A 17262-nucleotide genomic window follows, 5' to 3' on the forward strand; every position below is an offset into this window, starting at 1 on the left:
CGATTTTTTTTCGTTTTAATGTTTTCCCCAAATTTTTTCCAAGTAAGCCTCTCTCCCCGAACCTTTTCGATACGATTTATAATGTTCGGGATTGGTTTTATAATAATTTTGATGATATCCTTCCGCGGGATAAAAAGAAGTAAAAGGAATGATTTCAACCACGATCGGCCCGGAAAACTTTCCGGATTTTTCGATTCGTTGTTTGGATTCTTCCGCCGCTTTTTTCTGAGTTTTATCGCGATAAAAAATTCCGGTTTTATACTGATTCCCTCGGTCCGCAAATTGTCCTCCGCCGTCCGTCGGATCGATCTGTTTCCAAAAAACCTTTAAGAGATCTTCGTAACGAATTTTAGAAGGATCGAATTCGATCTGAACGCTTTCTCTATGACCCGTTCTTCCGTGTCCCACGTCTTCGTAAGTCGGATTGACTTCTTTTCCTCCCGAGTAACCGGAAATAACCGAGATAACTCCGGGAAGGGATTCGAACGGGCCTTCCATACACCAAAAACAACCGCCCGCAAATGTGGCCTTTTCCGTTTTAGGATTCGCAATCAAAGTGGAAAAAAAGAATACGGCACAGACTAAAATCAAGACTCTAAAGTGGAACATTCGGATCTCCCGAAAGAAAGGTTCGATTTCGGAATGGAACGGTTACAGAGTATGGGATTCCGATATGATTTTCATCTCGAAAGAAAAAAATCCTATGTTTTCTTTTAAAGAATCTAATTTTAAGAACGTAATATGAAAATCGCAATCTTGGGAAGTGGAATCGCGGGACTGAGCGCATGTTGGTACTTGAGCAAGGAACACGATGTGGTTCTGATGGAACGTCATTCGCTTCCCGGAATGGACGCGCATGGAACGGACGTCGAGTTAAAGGACGGAATTTTTCGTTTCGACGTTCCTTTCCGGGCGTTCAAACAAAACTATTATCCTTGTTTAATCGAAATGTACAACGAAGCGGGAATTGCATTCAGGCCCGTGGATTATTCTTTTTCTTTAAACGAAAGGGACGGGTCGACTTACTTTCAATTCAGCACTTTCGGGTTCGGTGGAAATTTTTATCCGTTCGTTTCTCCGGTTTGTTTTAAGAACGGGGAATCCAGGAAAATTTTTTCGGATACGATCCGTTTTTACGGTCAATCCGCAAATCAATGGGAATCTCTCAAAGGAGAACAAGTTACGATCTCGGGTTTTTTACAAAGATTCGGATATTCGAAAGAGTTTCAAGATAAGTATCTGATTCCCATGTTCGCTACCATCAACACTTGCACTCTCAAAAGCGCGAAGAATTATCCGGCGGAAACGGTGATCGGTTATCACGCGAAGGGTTTTAAGTTTCTTCGTTTTTTAACCGCGAGTCGGGGAACCAGGGATATCACGAAAAGACTTTCGGCGGGAGCGAAGGAACTTAGATTAAAATCCAATCCCAGAAAGATCGAGCTCAACGGTAAAAAAGTTTTTGTTTCCTTCGATAACGGAAAGGAGGAATTCGATCGCGTAGTGGTCGCGACTCCGGCCAATCAGGCGATTTCACTTCTTCCGGACGAGATGGCTCGGGAGAAAACACTTCTTTCCGCGTTTCGATACGAAGAATCTGAAATTTTGATGCACACCGATTCTTCCTTTATGCCCAATAAAAAAAGACATTGGGCGCCTCTATGTTTTACGCTTTCCCCGGAAACGGACAAACCGTCGGCCACGATTCGATTGAACAAGGTGCTTCCCGAAATCGGAAAGGCCGAAATTTTTCAGACTTGGAATCCTTTGGAAGAAGCCAAACAGGGAACTCTGATCTCCCGTTCCCGATTTGAAAGGCCGATCATCGATCTGAAAAATCAAAAGACCGTAGAAGAGTTGAAGGCTCTTCAAGAACAACCGGGAAGAAAAATCTGGTTTTGCGGTTCCTATGCAAGATACGGAATTCCTCTTTTAGAAGCGGGGGTTTCCACATCCTTGGACGTAAGGCGCTGGGTGGCAAATTCAATGCGTTCTTAACGACGCGCGCGTTTTCGCATTGGATACGCGTGTGTCAAAACTTAACCCACGTTAAGCGGGTTTGACCGCCGCGTAAAGGACGAACTGAAAGTATCTCTTCATTCTTTCCCCGCCTAGAAACTCCGCAAAGCGAGAATATTTACGAGCGATTCTCGGCGGGAGATTCGTTTTATTTTTGAGAAAATTCGAAAAACCTTCGAAGATGTCCCCCTCTAAAAAATCAAAACCGTCCAAGACGAACCCGGAAGATTTTAAAAGCCCGGAAAGGGAATCGGGTGTGACTCGATTGTTTTTCGGGATCGAACTGAATGTACAAATCAGATCTCTCAGCCAAGAGTCTAGGATTCCCAGTTTGGAGTTTTTCAAAATCAGTTCTGCGGAAACGAGACGACCTCCCGGTTTCAGAACACGAAAGGCCTGCTCGCAAAATTTTTTTCGATCGGAAAAGAAATACGCGCTGTCCAGACAAAGGATTCGGTCCAGGGACTGGTGCGGAAAGGAGACGATCGTTTCTTCGACGGGAGAACAGATCAGTTTAGGAGAAGAATCGGATCGAGACTCTATCAGATTTTTTGCAAATTCGACTTGGACCACGGAGGTGTTGACTCCGATCAGATCGGCAAAGTCGAGGGAAAATTCTTCCTTCCAGACGAAGAATTGATCCCCGCATCCGAAACCCAGATCCAGTACTTTGAGTCCGGGTTTGAGATCCGCTCTTTTGCCGAGAAGGCGAGCCAATGTTCTGCAAGCGGTCGGATAATCGCTCGTGTTTTTCCAATAACCCAGATTGGCCCAGGAAGAATTTTCAGGATTGAGATAAAGATGTGTGAGCGTATCCGGAGCTTCTTCCGGTTTTGTTTTTAGAAAGAATTTCATTTAGAAAATTCTTCTCGAACTCGAAGTATCGAAATTCTTTACTAAATCGGCGATTGGAATCATTTTACAAAGTCCCTTGGTTTATCTTTGAAAAAGCACATTTATGAAATTCGGATACGGATCCGCATGTCGCATTAATAAATGGCTATACATATATTTAGTTCGATCGGTATGTGTTTTAAATCCGTATTCCGGATCGTCTGAAAAAAAATCGAATTCGATCCTGTTGATAATCGTGCTTTTAGATCCGACTCAAGCGAAGAACAATTTGTTGCCGCGTTTTGTTTTTTAGAGACCGGCAAAGTCCACTCGAACATAGAAAGATCCGGAAATCACAATCGGCTCTTTCACAAATCCACTTTGGTCCTAGAGATCGGAGGAAGTGGTTTCAAAATTTTACGAACGGATTTGTCTCAAACGAAAGAAGGAAATTTTTTTGGAGCCATGGATCCCCGGAGGTTTGCTTGAAAGTCGGTCTTAGAAAAATCATTTACGTTTTTGGAATGGAATTTTCCTCTTGAGACAAGCTCGACGGAAGTTGCATTAAATATTACTCGAATTTAGTATTTTAATTGAAGTTTTTTTTATACCATTCTTGATAGATAAAAATTTTGCCATTGGCGATAAACGCAGGGATCATCTGCATGATCGAGAAACGAATCAACAAATTCGGGGAGAACGGGACCTTCGCAACGGAGACCATCCCCAAAGGAACCTTGCTGTTCAGTTACAGCGAGTGGATCGAGGACGAAGAATTTGGATGGAAAGTTCTGACGGTCGACGAAGCCGAGTCGCTTCCCGATTCCGAAAAGGACATCTTCATGAAATACGGATACGATGTGGACTTCGGTCTAGTCACCGGGCCGACCAGCGATCAGTACGTAATCAATCACTCCAATTTTATGAATCACTCCTGTGATCCGAATATGTGGTATGATCAGGACGACAACATCGTAGCAAAAAGAGAAATTCGAGCGGGAGAAGAGCTTACCATCGACTACGCAAATTTCATCGTAAACTTCGATCAGACCTTCGAGTGCGGCTGCGGATCTGCAAATTGCAGAAAATTCATTCGGAAAGACGATTGGAAACTTCTGGTTCACGAATATCAGATGAACTTTCCGAAATTCATTCAAAAAGAAATCAAAAAACTTTACGTTAAAATTCCAGTATAAAACGTAAAACGGCTTAAAACGAAAATCTTACTTTCTAACCTTTAGGATTCTTTCCAGGATTCCTCTTCTGAGAAGTCCTGGAGAATCTTCAAACGCTGCAGTATTTGTACTACGCGCGTTTTCTATCGAATAGAATGCGTCGGGTTCCACCTTCTTGACGATTGTCATTGCCTGACTGATTTTCTTTCTTTTTAAAACCGTAAAAACGATTTTTACAGGACCGCGGCTTCCTTGACCGTTCATCGTCGTAACCCTATATCCGGCTTCTGAAAGTTTGTTTGCGATTGTGTCCCCGTTTTCGGGAGATATGATTCTCAAAAGAGAAAAACCGATTGCCAGCTTTTCTTCGAGAATCATTCCGATAAAAGTGCCGGTAGCAAATCCCCCGGCATAAGCGAGATAACAAAGGGCGTTGTTTAGATTTTTGATGACCTGAGTGATTACGATGACCCAGAGAAGAACTTCTAAAAACCCGAGAGAGGCCGCGATCGCCTTTTTCTCTCTGGTGAGAAGAATGACTCGGATCGTTCCGATCGATACGTCGGTGACTCGAGAGAGAAAGATAAAACAAGGGAGGAGAACGTAATCGAAGATAGGATTTCCGGGAGAAGGAAAACTCAGTTCCATACATAACAAGGATCTTAGAGGGAATGATTCTCGTCGAGGAGAATTGGCGGCGTTCTATCGGAAGGGTCGATTGAAAGTTTCCGTTTTGGACATAGGTGCTCGGCTTTGGAATCGAAAACGAACGAGTTCGACCAACCGCTCGATTTTCATTTACGCGGGCGATTTCGAAATAATACTTAAAAAGTTAATGCGAATCGGTATTTGTTATAATTATGAAATTATAATATTTGGGTCATGGTTTGAAATCGGGAGAAGAGTTATGATTCGAGGCCTGGAATTTGGAGGTATAGTCCGAGATGGTAAATTTGATGTCATATCCGTAAAACAATATATTATAATTTTTTGAAATAGTAGTTGCCTCCTACGTTCCCGATCAGGGTCGTTTTGCGATATAAATTGATCGAGAGCGGAATCGGAGCCGAACGTTCTATCTTACGATATCCTTCCATATAACGGCGCGCGTCGTTTCCGAAAATTCTCGCGTCGGAAAGAAGTTCCAACACGTTATCGTACGTTTCCGGAGAATTGATGATCCGAGGGATTGTTCCCCGATTCGATTTCAGTTTTTCCGAAATCTCGTAGAAATTATTGAAAGAGGCTCGTATATCTTCCCGGTTTTCTCGGATCACTCCGGTGGACGCCGCGAAAAAATCTTCAAAGTAATCGGCGGAAGGTAGAAAGTCGGGAGGTTTTTGTTCCTCTTCCAAGTATGTAGGTTGAAAAAAAGCCGTGTCTTCTTTGTCGAAAGAACCCGGATCTATATCGATGGTTCTTCCCGAAAGAATCGTATTGGTCTGAAACGTGATCTTATAATTGTCCCAAAGTGTGATCGGTTCCCTGAGGCGAATGACGATCTCGATCGCCTTTGTCTGGTCTTTGTTTAGAAATCTCTGATCTCCTACTTCGTCGATAGAAACCACGTCTAAACTCCGAACGATCCCTCTCTCTACTCCCAAAATTCGAACCGGCGCACCCGGATGAATTCCTTCCAAGCGAGGATAGTAAATTTTCATGGTATAAGGATATTCGTCCTTGGTTCCGGCTTTTTCAATCACGGAAATATACATTCCCAGTGAAAATCCTAAGAAGAAGATAATGCCCGTAAGAACTGCTATGTGTTTAGAAAGATTCATAAAACGAATGGGTTTATTATAGGATCGGATTTTATAAGGCGGTTGTTTCGAGGCGACCTTCTTTTTTTTAAATGAGGAGTTCCCACACACAAAAACAAGATGTAGGCTGATTCAAAAATCCCGATATGGAAACTACAGAAGAAATTTCCCCGAAGAATTTATTATGAGACATAATCTGATTGACTTTTTACAAGAATTTGTGCAGAAAAGGAGAAACATCCTGCTTTTGGCTCTCCTAATTGGGATTTTGAGCGTTGTTGGAATGATTCTCGGGTTTGGTTATCAAGGGATGATTCCCAGAGAATTGAATAAGTTAATCATTACGGGACATGAAAAGCTCAGAACGGAAGAAATCGTAAGAATGCTCGAAATTCAACCCGGAACCTCCTTTGATACTCTGGACTTGGATCTTCTGGAAAAAAAACTTTCCAGACTTCCCAGGGTCAATTTCGTTCGTATCACTAAAAAGTCGGAAGACCAACTTCTCATAGAACTTACGGAAAGAAAAGCCGACTACGTCGTGAACTCCGACGGACATCTCTACGAGATCGATTCGGAGTTGCGACTTCTTTCCAAAGACGACGTTCGCGAAAAAGATCTTTGTGTTCTTTCCGGAAATTTTCCCGTAAAAAACGGAGCGATTCAAGACGCGAGTTTCCGCGATCTTTACAATTCCGTAGAACAGGCTTTTCGAATGTATCCCGCTTTAAAGCCGAGAATCTCCGAAGTTCTATTGCAGGAGGACGGGGAAATTTTTTTCTTTGCGGATGAACCGATTCAATTGAGAATTCAAATCGGCACGCTTCTTCATAAGGATCAAGTCAGAAAACTCTACGCTATATTAGCATATTTTGAAAAAGATCGGATCCAATCCGAACTGGTGGATATCAGAGGAGAAGACGCGGTCTATCACTGATATGTCGGAACCTAGGATCATCGCCGCATTGGATCTCGGGACTTCTTTGACGAAAGTAGTCGTGGCCCGGCCTATCTCCGAATACGAAGTGGAGATCATCGGAACCGGCGTGTATCCTTCCTCCGGAGTTAAAAACGGATCCATCATCAACATAGAATCCACAACACGTTCCATCATCGAAGCGGTGAGCGAAGCCGAACTTATGTCCGGTCAAGAAATTTCAAGCGTAGCCGTAAACATCACGGGCAAAACGGTCAGGGCGGACAATTCCAAGGGAGTCGTCGCAATCACGAACCGGGACAGAACCGTGACGGAACCGGACGTCGTTCGAGTGATCGAAGCCGCTCAAGCGATTCGAGTCCCCGCCGATCAACAGATCTTACACGTACTTTCCAAAGAATTTTCGGTGGACGACCAGTCGAGTATTCGAGATCCGATCGGAATGACCGGAGTCCGTTTAGAGGCGGAAGTTCACATCGTGACCGCCGGAATAACAGCGATTCATAATTTAGAAAAATGTGTTGAATCGTCGGGTTTAGGTTGCGAGGTGATGATTCTTTCCAGTCTCGCTTCTTCCGAAGCGGTTTTGACTTCGGGAGAAAAAGACCTCGGGACCGCGGTTCTCGACATCGGCGCGGGAATTTGCGATTTGATCGTATATGTGGACGGAGGAATCTCCTATTCTTGCGTGATTCCTTTCGGAGGAATCAACGTTACGAGCGATATTTCCATCGGACTCAAAACCACATTAGAAACCGCCGAACTGCTTAAAAAAAGATACGGGCATACCGTTCTATCCGAAATCGATCCCACCGAAACGATCGAAATCCCTCCGATCAGCGGAAGACCCGCAAGACAAGTCCTACGAGAAGAACTAGTTTCCATCATCGAACCGAGAATGAGGGAAATTTTCGAGATGGCGGATAAGGAACTCGTAAAATCCGGTAAAAAAGGATTTCTCGCGGGAGGAGTGATTCTCACCGGAGGAGGAAGTCTTCTCGAAGGAATCGACACTCTCGCCGAAGACGTGTTTCGTCTAACGTCATCCAGAGCGAGGCCGGGTGGAATCAGCGGACTCGCGGAGAAAGCGTCTTCTCCGGAATTCTCCACGGTGATCGGAATGATCAAATACGCAGATAAAATGACGGACATGGATCAAAAATCCGTGGACCGTTCGGAAGGTTGGTCGAAAAAAATCAAACGATGGATTGAAGACAATCTTTGACCCGTAAGGAAAAACAATATGATCCGATTTGAAGAAGAAACAAAAACAAACCCCGCGGTGATCAAGGTGTTCGGAGTCGGCGGCGGCGGAATGAACGCGGTTACAAGAATGTCCAACTCCACTCTAAAAGGAGTCGAGTTTGCGATTCTAAACACCGACGAACAAGTTTTACTTCGTTCTCCTGTGGAAAACAAAATCATCTTAGGAACGAAAGCCACTCGCGGTATGGGAGCCGGAGGCGATCCGGAACTCGGCTATAAGGCCGCAGAAGAGGACAAGGAAAGAATCCAGTCCGTTGTCCGCGGAGCCGACATGGTCTTTATCACCGCCGGAATGGGCGGAGGAACCGGAACCGGAGCCGCCCCTGTGATCGCAAAGATCGCCAAAGAAATGAAATGTCTCGTTGTCGGAGTCGTAACTCTTCCCTTTTCTTTTGAAGGTAGAAGAAGAATGGAACTTGCCCGTAAAGGAATCGAACAACTTCGTTCCCACGTGGATACTTTGATTCTCATCAATAACGATTCCATCTTCAGAGTCGTGGATAAAAATACTCCGATCGATCTCGCCTTTCAGGTGATAGACGATATTCTTCTCAACGCGGTGAGGGGAATCAGCGACATCATCAACAATCCGGGACTGATCAACGTGGACTTTGCCGACGTTAAAACGATCATGCGCGACACAGGCGACGCCGTTATGGGAGTCGGAGAGGGGAGCGGAGAAGGTAAGGTCAAAGAAGCGGTCGAATACGCGATCAACAATTCGCTGTTAGACTCCACTTCGATTGCGGGCGCGTCGTCTCTTCTTATTAACGTTTCCGGTGGAAAGGATCTTACGATTTCGGATTGGAACGAGGTTTCCGGAATCATTACTTCTCAAGTGGACCCGAACGCGAACATTATCATCGGTCTTCACGAAGACGAAAGTCTTTCCAACAAAATTCGAGTGACCGTAATCGCGACCGGTTTTAACAAACGTTCTTCTTCCGGCAAACTGATTCAAAATCAAGACTTAGCTACGAGAGTTCAGGAGAATTACGGTTTTCAAAGAAAGGCTGTGGGTATGGAAAACTCTTCTCCTGAGAAAAAAGATTTTTTTCAGGATGAGAATGGAGAATCCAATCGGAATCCGGGATCGCTGAAATTTCGTTCTTCGAATAGTTCTTCTCCAAAAGCCGAAGACTACGACATCCCCGCGTATCTGAGAAGAAACAGCTCCGGTCCTTGAGAGATCGATCCAGGTCCGGTTGTATTGAAGGAGAAAAGTGCGGGAACTCCCGCGTTTTCTTCAATCCGAAACCATTTGATTTTAAAATTTAAAGAATACGCTTCGATCGAAGATTTTAGGGAGTTCCCGCATTTTTAGAAATGATATTTTCGAGCGTATTAAAACTTTGCCGTTTCAAAAAGGATCGTTGAAATATCCACGTATTTGGACGCGTGTCCGTGAATATCGATTCCAACGGGTTTGCCATCTTCGTCCAGGTCTACATTTAGATCGGAGTTGATTTCTTTCGTTTCAAAAGAAGGACGGTTCGATAAATCGATGTAAATTGAATCCGTTTCAGGATAGTGCGTAATTTTCATTCTTTAAGATCTCTGTCGACCACCGACAAAACGGCTTAGGCTTATTTCACCTCTTCCTTCCCGAATTGTTTGCATTCTTTCAAGTCTAAGAACTTTTCCTTACCGAGTTCGCACTGAACCTGTTTCAAAGTTTTATGGGACATACAACGAAGAACAATGGCCCGAGATATTTCCGGTTGGAGAATCTGTTTCAGCATGATTTGCTGCATCGTCGGAGGAATTTCCGTTTCATCGGCCTGCGCGATCAACTTTACGTTGTGCATTTGATTTTCCACACACTCTTCTTCCGTCGGGGTTTTTCTACAATCAAGGAGAAAGAGGTTTGAAAACGTTAGGATAGAAATAAGAAAAGCGGACCTTAGCCCGCTTTTCCTGCAATTTTGCGATTTCAAAGGAATCAGATTACTTTGCGTTGCTTTCGTCAACTGCAAACGTAGCTTCCACTCTCTTTCTAAGTTCTCTCAGATAGCTCTTATCGGCGTCTTTGAGTTTCATAGCTTCTTCATAGAGTTTAATGGATTTTTCGAAATCACCGGCGGAGAAGTAATAGGTTGCAAGGTTTGCTTTCGCTCCCCAAGATTGGCCTTTGGCTTTTTTGTCGGCTTTTTCCCAGGCTTCTTTTGCTTTTTTGAAACTTGGAGTCTCACCGGAAACTTCTTCCAGACCTTCTTGCAGAAGTTCTTTTACTTCTTCATCTTCGTCTTTTACAAAAACCTTGATTCTTTCCGTTTTAACGATCGGAGAAAGTCTGCCTTTGATATAAGCCGCGGCTTCGTCCAGACCTTGTCCGAATGAATCCAGAATGGAAGGGCATTCCAAATTTCCAACGCTGTTGTAAATTTTTGCCGGGCTGGAAACAACCGCTTTTTTCACTTCCCCTGTTTCCACTTTGATCAAAGTGGCATCCAAAGGAATCAACATCATCCGAACTCCTGTCGGTTTAGAAACAGGTTCGTTTCCGGTGTTTACATCTTTTCCGGTTGCCATAGATGCCGCAAATCCGGCTACTTTCATTCCTGCCGCAACCATATCAACTTTGTTCTCGGTACCGCATTCCGTATAAGGTTTTTGATATCCGATGTAAAGAATCGCTTCGGCACCGATCAGGTTTCCGATCTTCGCTCTGTTTTTAGTGATTCCCGTTAGAGAAAGGCTCGCTTCGTTGATTGCGTCCGCGCGTTTACTGAGGTCTGTAAGTTTGTAATAAGATTCCTTATCGAATGCCTCGAAAACTTTAGAAGGCATTTGATCGATGAAACTGGAACCTTCTCCGAAGATCGCTTCCCAAAGACTTTTCTTGGGAGGCTCAACCGCCAAACCTACGTTACGAATCGTTCCGAGGAACTTTTGAAGGGCACGGCCTTCCTTATCTTTCGGGAATACCGGATATTCTACGTCAATGGTCGGTGCGCAATTTCCTAAGAATATAAGGAGAAATAGCACAGCGATTAGAGAATATGATTTTCTCATGGTAAAGTAACACCAATCCTATTTGATTTTGGGGATAAGGGTTCATTTAAAATTTAAAAAGAATCGTGTCAATAGATTTTAGAATCGAGTTTATCGGATTTGAAGAACCGGCCTTGTGTTTTCGATTTTTTGATTGTAGCGAAGCTTCTCGTAAAAGAAACTGAGTTGTAATGGGTTTTGTTAAGCGCAAACAAACCGTTTGGATTTTACTTCTCGGTTTTGTAACTACATGTATCGTTTCTAAAAAGGAAGATGATACGCTTAATCAACAACTTATAGGTTGGATTTTAACTTCCAACTCAAATCCCGCCTGTTTCGATTATTATTCTCAGGAGAATTTATGTTTAAAATCTCCCAAGTCGATCAGTGAGAAATGTTCCGACCAGGAAATGGATCGATTTCAAAACGGAATTCAACCGGCTAATCTGCAAAAGAGGGAGATTTTGGAAGAACTTCTGCGTTGTTGGAGCAAGTGTAACTCCACATTTTTCCTGAGTCATCCTTCCGGTTCGTCCTGTTCTTTTGAAACCGAATCCGATTACGTCACAGCCAAACGTTCCGGTTCCACAAATAGCGGGAATCTTTGGAGGCAATGTCAGTCTAATTGTAACACGGGAACGGATTCTTCCTTTCCGAAGTTAAAAGGGATTTCGACTACTAACGTTTATTGGCCTTACCCATGAAAACCCTCGAAGAAGTTACAAAAGCTCTCAAAAACACTTATATGGAACACGAGGTGGAAGAAAAACTACCTCTGATTCAAGAAATTCAAAAATTGAAGAAAGAAAAGAACGCGGTTCTTCTCGGACATAATTATATGACTCCGGACGTATTTCACGGAGTTTCGGACATCACGGGCGATTCTCTTTATCTGAGTAAGGTCGCGGCGGATACGGACGCGGATATCATTCTTTTTAACGGGGTTCATTTTATGGCGGAGACGGCCAAACTGATGTCTCCCCAAAAGAAAGTTCTCATCGCGGATCTCAAAGCGGGGTGTTCTCTTGCGGAGAGTATCACGAGACAGGACGTGATCGATCTCAAACGAAAATATCCGGGTGTTCCCGTTGTTACGTACGTCAATTGCACGGCGGACGTAAAAGCCGAGACCGATATCTGTTGTACTTCCGCCAACGCTTTGCAAGTGGTCGAATCCTTGGAAGGTGATACCGTAATTTTTTTACCCGATCGTTATCTCGCTGCAAACGTTCAAAATCTTACCAAGAAAAAAATCATCACTCATCCCGGAAGTTGTATGGTGCACGAGATGTATTCGGCGGAAGACATCGAACTTACGAGAAGACAGTTTCCCGGCGTTACCGTGATCTCTCACCCCGAATGTAAAACCGAAGTCGTGGATCGTTCGGATTATTCCGGTTCCACTTCTCAGATGAGCGAATTCATTCGTAAATCGGAGGCGAAGAATATTTTTTTAATCACGGAATGTTCCATGGGCGACAATCTTCGTTCCGAATTTCCGGACAGGCATTTTGTTTCCACTTGTCAGGTTTGCCCTCACATGAAAAGAATCACTCTGGAAAAAATCAGGGACGCTTTGTTATACGATCGGTACGAAATTCATCTCGATCCGGAAGTGATAAAAAAGGGGAGAATGTCCGTTCAAAGGATGTTGGATCTTTCGTTTAAAAAGTAGGAACTCCTGCAAATTTCCTTTCAAGATTTTGGGACAAGTTCTTAAGGTCCGGATAAACCCATTTTTTTGTGAAATCGTTTGTCGGAAGAAATATCGACGGTGACGAAAAAGACTTGCTTTTTAAAAAACAACAACTCGGACAAAGAAAAAATTATTCTACGCCAATAAAGAATAGTATGATTTTGGAATATTTAAATGTATAGAATCGGAAACGGAATCGATTTTCATAAGCTGGAAATCAATCCGGACCGGCCCTTGGTCTTGGGTGGAATCGAATGCGAGTCCGAGTTTGCGCTCGTGGGACATTCGGACGCGGACATCATCCTACACGCGATTTCGGACGCGATTCTGGGGGCTTTGGCTTTGGGGGATATCGGCCGGTATTTTCCCGATACGGATCCAAAACTGAAAAATATGGATAGTAAGATCATTCTTTCCAAATGTCTCGATTTGATGAAAGGGAGACATTTCGATCTTGTTAACGTGGATTGCACCGTAATCGGAGAAAGGCCCAAAATCGCACCTCTCAAAGAAAGAATTACAAAATCCTTAAGTAGTTTATTGAATCTTCCCGAGGATTGTGTTTCCGTGAAAGCGACAACAACCGAAAAAATGGGAGCCTTGGGCAGACAGGAAGGGATCGGAACTTTTTGTACGATTCTTTTGGGAAAACGATCTTAACGATTTGCAAGATCGATAAAGTCGTTGTTCATGATAATTACATCTGGAAAAATTCTTACCTCCGTGCCGAGCGGTACAATGTTCAAAATCATCGGTTATAGTAAAGGTTGGTTTCAAATCAGTAACATATTTTATAACGTCGAGGATGAAGAGGCGGTTCTAAAACGAGGTTAAGTCGGAGGACGGATTCGTATATTTAAAAAATCCGGTAGGTTGGGTGAATCGATATTGCGGGAACTCCCGCGTTTCTAAACGAACGGTAAACTCGAACCTTTAAATCGAAACACATTAAGAGTCGTTTTTGAGATAAGCTATAAAATCGTTTATTTATTAGAATATTATAAATCAAAGATAGATGGAAAATAGGGCGCGCAAAAAGTTTTCTTAAAAATCGGTCGTATTTGTCTTTGGGAGAATGCCCAAGGCAGAACAAAGCCTACTTATAGTTATATTAAAATAATAGAATGTTTTGCCGAGGGTCCGCCGAAAAACCTTAGGGATCCGAAACGTCGAAACTGAAATTTTCGAAAACGTCGATCGCGGCTTTTTTATAAATCAGGGCGTCCGAGCCGTCTTCGTAATAATGTTTTCTCACGTGAATTCTTTGGAAATCGCAGGATTCATACAAAGCGATTGCCGGAGAATTTGTAGAGTCGACTTCCAGAAAAAAAGTTTTATCCTTTTCGGAATTCAAAAGATATTCCAAAAGTTCTTTTCCCTTTCCTTTCCTTCTTTGGCGGGAATAAACCGCGATCCGAAAGATTTCGATTTCGTCTCCTGAGACTTTGTAAAGGATGTAACAGAGATCGGTCGAACCGATTCCCGAAAACTCCTGAAGATGGGAATCTAACATTTCCTTTGTCCAGGCGCGGCTGCCGAAACAATTTTCTTCCAAGGCAAAAAGCCAATCCAGGTCGGTTTTATTGAGAATTTTTATATTCAAGGTCGGAACTCATTTTCATTTTTTGGTCAAATTATAGTTGCGGAAGTCCAATATTCAATCAAGATTCAAAATTCGACTTTCGGATAAAATGACCGATTTGGAAAATTTTACTCTGAAAGATATGAATCAAGGAGTTAATATGAAAAAAATAGGTAAAATCGTATATGCGGTTCCCTTTGCGATTTTCGGATTGTTTCACTTTATCTCGGGCGGAACGATGACGGGAATCGTTCCTTCTTACATTCCTTTTCCGATCGTCTGGGTATATCTAACCGGATTGGCTTTGATTTCGGCTTCGGTTTCCATTATTACCGGAATCAAAACGCATTTGGCGACGGTTCTTCTTGCGGTTCTTTTGGGAATTTTCGTGGTTTTGGTTCATTTACCGGCCGCCGCCGCCGGTAACCAGGCTTCCACAATCGCACTTTTGAAAGACGTTTCCCTTTTAGGAGCGGCTCTTTTGATCGCAGGCACGGTAAAAGACGTCTAAAACGCGCTCCGACCGGATTTTCAAAACGCGGGAACTCCTTACTGAAACCGTTGGGCGTGCCCCGGCGAAACTCTCTTTGTCTTACTCCGCCGGGTCGCGCTCTCGGTTTCAATCTGCAAAGCACCATTTTATATTTTTCTAATATATAAATGATTTCGTTTTTTGTCTTTATTGTTCCGTTTTTGAACGGTGCATTGCAGTATTTCCACCTCGATCGCTCACGCGTTTTAGGGGTCAGATGTCAGGTTAAAATTTTTCCGTTTTATCTTACGGGACGGAAGAGATGGGAGTTTACCGTTGGTGCAAAAAAGCGGGAAAAACTCCGCATTCCTCTTTTTTTTCTCGAAAATTCAATCCGCGGTTTCCATTTCCAAAACCGTTATCCATTAGGGGAGGTCGATACTCATTCCAAAACGTCGATTCTTTCCGAGGAAATCGTATGATTCAAAATAGTGTGGTTGTCAGTTCACGGGAGTTAGGTATAACAAATGCGAAAGCGCGGATTTCTCAATTTCGTGCGAGCCACTCGCAACGCCGGGGCCGGATTCGCCCAAACTTTCTCCGCAAATTCACGTTCGGTCATGATATAAGAGCGGTGCACCTTAGTTTTTTATCGTAATACAACGAAACGAATCGAGGTTATTTTTACGGAATACGGTCGGAACAAGCCGTAAAAAATCGAGAACGGAATCCGTAGATTTTTCAGAATCGCTCACGGACCCGCGACGACCTGAGTCCATGAGTAAATTCTAAAGTTCTTTTAGAAATGAATCACCGATTTGAGACGTTCCGCATTTCCCGAAAAACTTTCCTGTTTAACAAATGTTTGGGAGGAATTCAGCAATTCCAAGTAACCGTCCCGGAAAACCGACATATCTTTTTGGGGATTCGGAGAATTTTTACCGGAGATATCGGATAACGCAGCCAGAGCGAACGTCTCGAAAGCCAAATCGGCGATGTAAATCCGATTCAGATCCAATTCCTGCGAACTTGAATTGTCCAACAATCCTTGCAAAAGTTCAGATTTTTTTCGGATCGTTTCCGCGGCCGACGAGCTAATATCAGTGATTTCTTCCACGTATTTGAAGAACGCCTTTGCGACCTTTTCCCTTTTAAAACCGCGCAGGACGTGTTCGCTTAACAACAAATGGGTTCCTTCCCAGGTTTCGTTTATGATGGAATCGTTATGTAATCTCGGAAGCGCGGAAAAATCCCCGACGATTCCGTTTCCGCCCAATACAAGGATCGAGTTGTATGTGATCTCGGTGGAGGTGGCGGAACATTTGTATTTTAAAAGAGGAGCCAACACTTCTCCCGCCAGTTTCAAAGGCTCGGGAGTATGAAAGTGTCTGAAGATGGAAGTCAACATAGCGGTGTGTTTGAGTCTTTGATCGCTGAGTTGCTTGAGTAAAGAAGGAAATTCTAATATTTTACTTCCGTAAGCGGTTCTGAACTTCGCGTATTCGTAAGCTTCCATCCAAGCTCTTCTTGAAATTCCGGATGCGGCTATGGATACGTGTAGTCTTGAAATTCCGATCACGTATTTGATCAGGTTCGCGATTCCGTGGGCCGGTCTTCCGAGCGCCTCCGCTTCGACACCGTCGTATACGATTTCGACGGTGAGTTTTCCTCTCGAACCGATGATGTCTTTTTTACGGAGAATATGATGTCCGTTTAACGTTCCGTCGTATTTGATTCTCGGAACCAAAAACATTCCGATGGTGTTCGTATCTTCCACTCTTGCGGTGGTCACCCAGAGATCACCCGGATTGGAACAGAACCATTTTTCACCGGTAAGAATCCATTTGCCGTTTTCCTGTTTTCTCGCGATCGTTCTGTTTGCGCTTACGTTGGAACCGCCAACTCTTTCCGTCACGTACTGACCGGCCATAAAGTGAGAGTCGCTTCCTTCTCCCGCGACAAGAGGCAAATACTTTTCTTTTTGTTCCGAAGTTCCGAGCGCTTCCAAAACCTTAATCATACCTTCGGTCATCGCAAGGGGACAAGTGACTCCACCTTCTCCGTTTTGATTGGCGAGATAAGCGAGCGCATAACGATGCAAGTCGGTAAAAGGATGTTTCCAGGAAGAATGATAGTTGAGATTTACGATTCCATAATCATAGGAAATCTTTCTGGAAAGTTTTTGTTCGTTCGAATATACCACCGCGTCGATTCGATTTCCGGTTCGATCGTATTTAACAACCTCTCCGTATTTTCCTTCCTTGTGCGAAGCGTCCGTGAGTTCGTCCAGAACTCCACCGACTAACGCGCCGTAACCGAAAAGATGTTCGATCATCTCTTTCTTATGTGCGGCGTCGTAACCTTTGGAATATTTTTCAACAAGGGTTTGTAATACTCGGTCTTCTTCGTAAAAATTCTTTCCCCGATTCCCTCGGTAATTAGAAATATCAAAGGGTGCAAGACCCGGGTTTGCGGATTGATTTAAAGGATGCTGCATTATTTTCTCCTAATTTACTGAATTCTTTCG

The 17262-nt window shown here is 43.6% G+C and carries 18 protein-coding genes; 9 read left to right on the forward strand and 9 right to left on the reverse strand.

Features of this window, described 5'->3' with window-relative positions; genetic code table 11:
- Positions 1 to 15 precede the first annotated feature (15 nt).
- Positions 16 to 609, reverse strand: coding sequence for a peptide-methionine (S)-S-oxide reductase MsrA (msrA, locus tag LEP1GSC194_RS17530; protein WP_036043612.1), 594 nt, complete (start codon positions 607 to 609; stop codon positions 16 to 18).
- A 132-nt stretch (positions 610 to 741) separates the two neighbouring features.
- Here msrA and LEP1GSC194_RS17535 point away from each other — a divergent pair, with 132 nt between their 5' ends.
- The gene (locus LEP1GSC194_RS17535) at positions 742 to 1998 is read left to right on the forward strand and encodes an NAD(P)-binding protein (RefSeq protein WP_020774845.1); all 1257 of its coding nucleotides are present in this window, start codon (positions 742 to 744) and stop codon (positions 1996 to 1998) included.
- 51 nt (positions 1999 to 2049) lie between these two features.
- Here the strand turns inward: LEP1GSC194_RS17535 and LEP1GSC194_RS17540 are convergent, their stop codons facing one another.
- Positions 2050 to 2874, reverse strand: a complete 825-nt coding sequence (locus tag LEP1GSC194_RS17540; protein WP_020774829.1) for a class I SAM-dependent methyltransferase — start codon at positions 2872 to 2874, stop codon at positions 2050 to 2052.
- A gap of 644 nt (positions 2875 to 3518) precedes the next feature.
- On the opposite strand from LEP1GSC194_RS17540, the gene LEP1GSC194_RS17550 reads away from it, so the two are divergent.
- On the forward strand, positions 3519 to 4049 hold the full coding sequence (locus LEP1GSC194_RS17550; protein ID WP_036043615.1) for an SET domain-containing protein: 531 nt from the start codon (positions 3519 to 3521) through the stop codon (positions 4047 to 4049).
- 27 nt (positions 4050 to 4076) lie between these two features.
- Here LEP1GSC194_RS17550 and LEP1GSC194_RS17555 read toward each other — a convergent pair whose 3' ends face one another.
- Positions 4077 to 4676: a DUF2179 domain-containing protein gene (locus LEP1GSC194_RS17555; RefSeq protein WP_020774864.1), complete on the reverse strand. Its 600-nt coding sequence runs from the start codon at positions 4674 to 4676 to the stop codon at positions 4077 to 4079.
- A 332-nt stretch (positions 4677 to 5008) separates the two neighbouring features.
- The gene (locus LEP1GSC194_RS17565) at positions 5009 to 5809 is read right to left on the reverse strand and encodes an MlaD family protein (RefSeq protein ID WP_036043618.1); all 801 of its coding nucleotides are present in this window, start codon (positions 5807 to 5809) and stop codon (positions 5009 to 5011) included.
- 163 nt (positions 5810 to 5972) lie between these two features.
- On the opposite strand from LEP1GSC194_RS17565, the gene LEP1GSC194_RS17570 reads away from it, so the two are divergent.
- From LEP1GSC194_RS17570 to ftsZ, 3 genes are read left to right on the forward strand one after another with little or no spacing between them, the layout of a single operon-like run.
- The gene (locus LEP1GSC194_RS17570; protein ID WP_020774831.1) at positions 5973 to 6725 is read left to right on the forward strand and encodes a cell division protein FtsQ/DivIB; all 753 of its coding nucleotides are present in this window, start codon (positions 5973 to 5975) and stop codon (positions 6723 to 6725) included.
- Between the two features lies 1 nt (position 6726).
- A complete protein-coding gene (gene ftsA / locus LEP1GSC194_RS17575) occupies positions 6727 to 7950 on the forward strand; it encodes a cell division protein FtsA (RefSeq protein ID WP_020774844.1) in 1224 nt (407 codons plus the stop codon).
- Positions 7951 to 7968: 18 nt separating this feature from the next.
- Positions 7969 to 9177, forward strand: a complete 1209-nt coding sequence (gene ftsZ / locus LEP1GSC194_RS17580) for a cell division protein FtsZ (RefSeq protein WP_020774849.1) — start codon at positions 7969 to 7971, stop codon at positions 9175 to 9177.
- 158 nt (positions 9178 to 9335) lie between these two features.
- On the opposite strand, the gene LEP1GSC194_RS17585 is transcribed toward ftsZ, so the two are convergent.
- From LEP1GSC194_RS17585 to LEP1GSC194_RS17595, 3 genes are read right to left on the reverse strand one after another with little or no spacing between them, the layout of a single operon-like run.
- Entirely contained in the window at positions 9336 to 9536 is a 201-nt protein-coding gene (locus tag LEP1GSC194_RS17585; RefSeq protein ID WP_017807613.1) for a DUF2283 domain-containing protein, read from the reverse strand.
- 41 nt (positions 9537 to 9577) lie between these two features.
- Positions 9578 to 9967, reverse strand: a complete 390-nt coding sequence (gene lep, locus LEP1GSC194_RS17590; protein WP_017807612.1) for a LipL41-expression chaperone Lep — start codon at positions 9965 to 9967, stop codon at positions 9578 to 9580.
- Positions 9939 to 11006: a lipoprotein LipL41 gene (locus tag LEP1GSC194_RS17595; protein ID WP_020774852.1), complete on the reverse strand. Its 1068-nt coding sequence runs from the start codon at positions 11004 to 11006 to the stop codon at positions 9939 to 9941. Before LEP1GSC194_RS17595 ends, lep begins: the two co-directional genes overlap by 29 nt.
- 170 nt (positions 11007 to 11176) lie before the next feature.
- On the opposite strand from LEP1GSC194_RS17595, the gene LEP1GSC194_RS17600 reads away from it, so the two are divergent.
- The 3 genes from LEP1GSC194_RS17600 (at position 11177) to ispF (ending at position 13341) form a co-directional block, all read left to right on the forward strand.
- A complete protein-coding gene (locus LEP1GSC194_RS17600; protein ID WP_020774825.1) occupies positions 11177 to 11689 on the forward strand; it encodes a hypothetical protein in 513 nt (170 codons plus the stop codon).
- Entirely contained in the window at positions 11686 to 12660 is a 975-nt protein-coding gene (gene nadA / locus LEP1GSC194_RS17605; RefSeq protein WP_020774846.1) for a quinolinate synthase NadA, read from the forward strand. Before LEP1GSC194_RS17600 ends, nadA begins: the two co-directional genes overlap by 4 nt.
- 195 nt (positions 12661 to 12855) lie before the next feature.
- On the forward strand, positions 12856 to 13341 hold the full coding sequence (gene ispF / locus LEP1GSC194_RS17610) for a 2-C-methyl-D-erythritol 2,4-cyclodiphosphate synthase (protein WP_020774861.1): 486 nt from the start codon (positions 12856 to 12858) through the stop codon (positions 13339 to 13341).
- Between the two features lie 493 nt (positions 13342 to 13834).
- Here the strand turns inward: ispF and LEP1GSC194_RS17615 are convergent, their stop codons facing one another.
- A complete protein-coding gene (locus LEP1GSC194_RS17615; protein WP_017809446.1) occupies positions 13835 to 14284 on the reverse strand; it encodes a GNAT family N-acetyltransferase in 450 nt (149 codons plus the stop codon).
- A gap of 139 nt (positions 14285 to 14423) precedes the next feature.
- Between LEP1GSC194_RS17615 and LEP1GSC194_RS17620 the strand changes: the two genes are divergently transcribed.
- A complete protein-coding gene (locus LEP1GSC194_RS17620; RefSeq protein ID WP_036043636.1) occupies positions 14424 to 14774 on the forward strand; it encodes a DoxX family protein in 351 nt (116 codons plus the stop codon).
- 760 nt (positions 14775 to 15534) lie between these two features.
- Here LEP1GSC194_RS17620 and LEP1GSC194_RS17630 read toward each other — a convergent pair.
- The gene (locus LEP1GSC194_RS17630; RefSeq protein ID WP_020774839.1) at positions 15535 to 17232 is read right to left on the reverse strand and encodes an acyl-CoA dehydrogenase family protein; all 1698 of its coding nucleotides are present in this window, start codon (positions 17230 to 17232) and stop codon (positions 15535 to 15537) included.
- Positions 17233 to 17262 lie beyond the last annotated feature (30 nt).

Source organism: Leptospira alstonii serovar Sichuan str. 79601 (assembly GCF_000347175.1).
GTDB classification, from domain to species: domain Bacteria; phylum Spirochaetota; class Leptospiria; order Leptospirales; family Leptospiraceae; genus Leptospira; species Leptospira alstonii.

What these genes read in the sequence shown, in the direction of transcription:
- LEP1GSC194_RS17595 (WP_020774852.1), bottom strand. Translation starts at nt 11,006, where the DNA reads ATGAGAAAATCATATTCTCTAATCGCTGTGCTATTTCTCCTTATATTC.
- LEP1GSC194_RS17600 (WP_020774825.1), top strand. Translation starts at nt 11,177, where the DNA reads ATGGGTTTTGTTAAGCGCAAACAAACCGTTTGGATTTTACTTCTCGGT.
- LEP1GSC194_RS17630 (WP_020774839.1), bottom strand. Translation starts at nt 17,232, where the DNA reads ATGCAGCATCCTTTAAATCAATCCGCAAACCCGGGTCTTGCACCCTTT.
- LEP1GSC194_RS17535 (WP_020774845.1), top strand. Translation starts at nt 742, where the DNA reads ATGAAAATCGCAATCTTGGGAAGTGGAATCGCGGGACTGAGCGCATGT.
- LEP1GSC194_RS17585 (WP_017807613.1), bottom strand. Translation starts at nt 9,536, where the DNA reads ATGAAAATTACGCACTATCCTGAAACGGATTCAATTTACATCGATTTA.
- nadA (WP_020774846.1), top strand. Translation starts at nt 11,686, where the DNA reads ATGAAAACCCTCGAAGAAGTTACAAAAGCTCTCAAAAACACTTATATG.
- ftsZ (WP_020774849.1), top strand. Translation starts at nt 7,969, where the DNA reads ATGATCCGATTTGAAGAAGAAACAAAAACAAACCCCGCGGTGATCAAG.
- LEP1GSC194_RS17565 (WP_036043618.1), bottom strand. Translation starts at nt 5,809, where the DNA reads ATGAATCTTTCTAAACACATAGCAGTTCTTACGGGCATTATCTTCTTC.
- ispF (WP_020774861.1), top strand. Translation starts at nt 12,856, where the DNA reads ATGTATAGAATCGGAAACGGAATCGATTTTCATAAGCTGGAAATCAAT.
- LEP1GSC194_RS17550 (WP_036043615.1), top strand. Translation starts at nt 3,519, where the DNA reads ATGATCGAGAAACGAATCAACAAATTCGGGGAGAACGGGACCTTCGCA.
- msrA (WP_036043612.1), bottom strand. Translation starts at nt 609, where the DNA reads ATGTTCCACTTTAGAGTCTTGATTTTAGTCTGTGCCGTATTCTTTTTT.
- LEP1GSC194_RS17540 (WP_020774829.1), bottom strand. Translation starts at nt 2,874, where the DNA reads ATGAAATTCTTTCTAAAAACAAAACCGGAAGAAGCTCCGGATACGCTC.
- LEP1GSC194_RS17570 (WP_020774831.1), top strand. Translation starts at nt 5,973, where the DNA reads ATGAGACATAATCTGATTGACTTTTTACAAGAATTTGTGCAGAAAAGG.
- LEP1GSC194_RS17620 (WP_036043636.1), top strand. Translation starts at nt 14,424, where the DNA reads ATGAAAAAAATAGGTAAAATCGTATATGCGGTTCCCTTTGCGATTTTC.
- ftsA (WP_020774844.1), top strand. Translation starts at nt 6,727, where the DNA reads ATGTCGGAACCTAGGATCATCGCCGCATTGGATCTCGGGACTTCTTTG.
- LEP1GSC194_RS17555 (WP_020774864.1), bottom strand. Translation starts at nt 4,676, where the DNA reads ATGGAACTGAGTTTTCCTTCTCCCGGAAATCCTATCTTCGATTACGTT.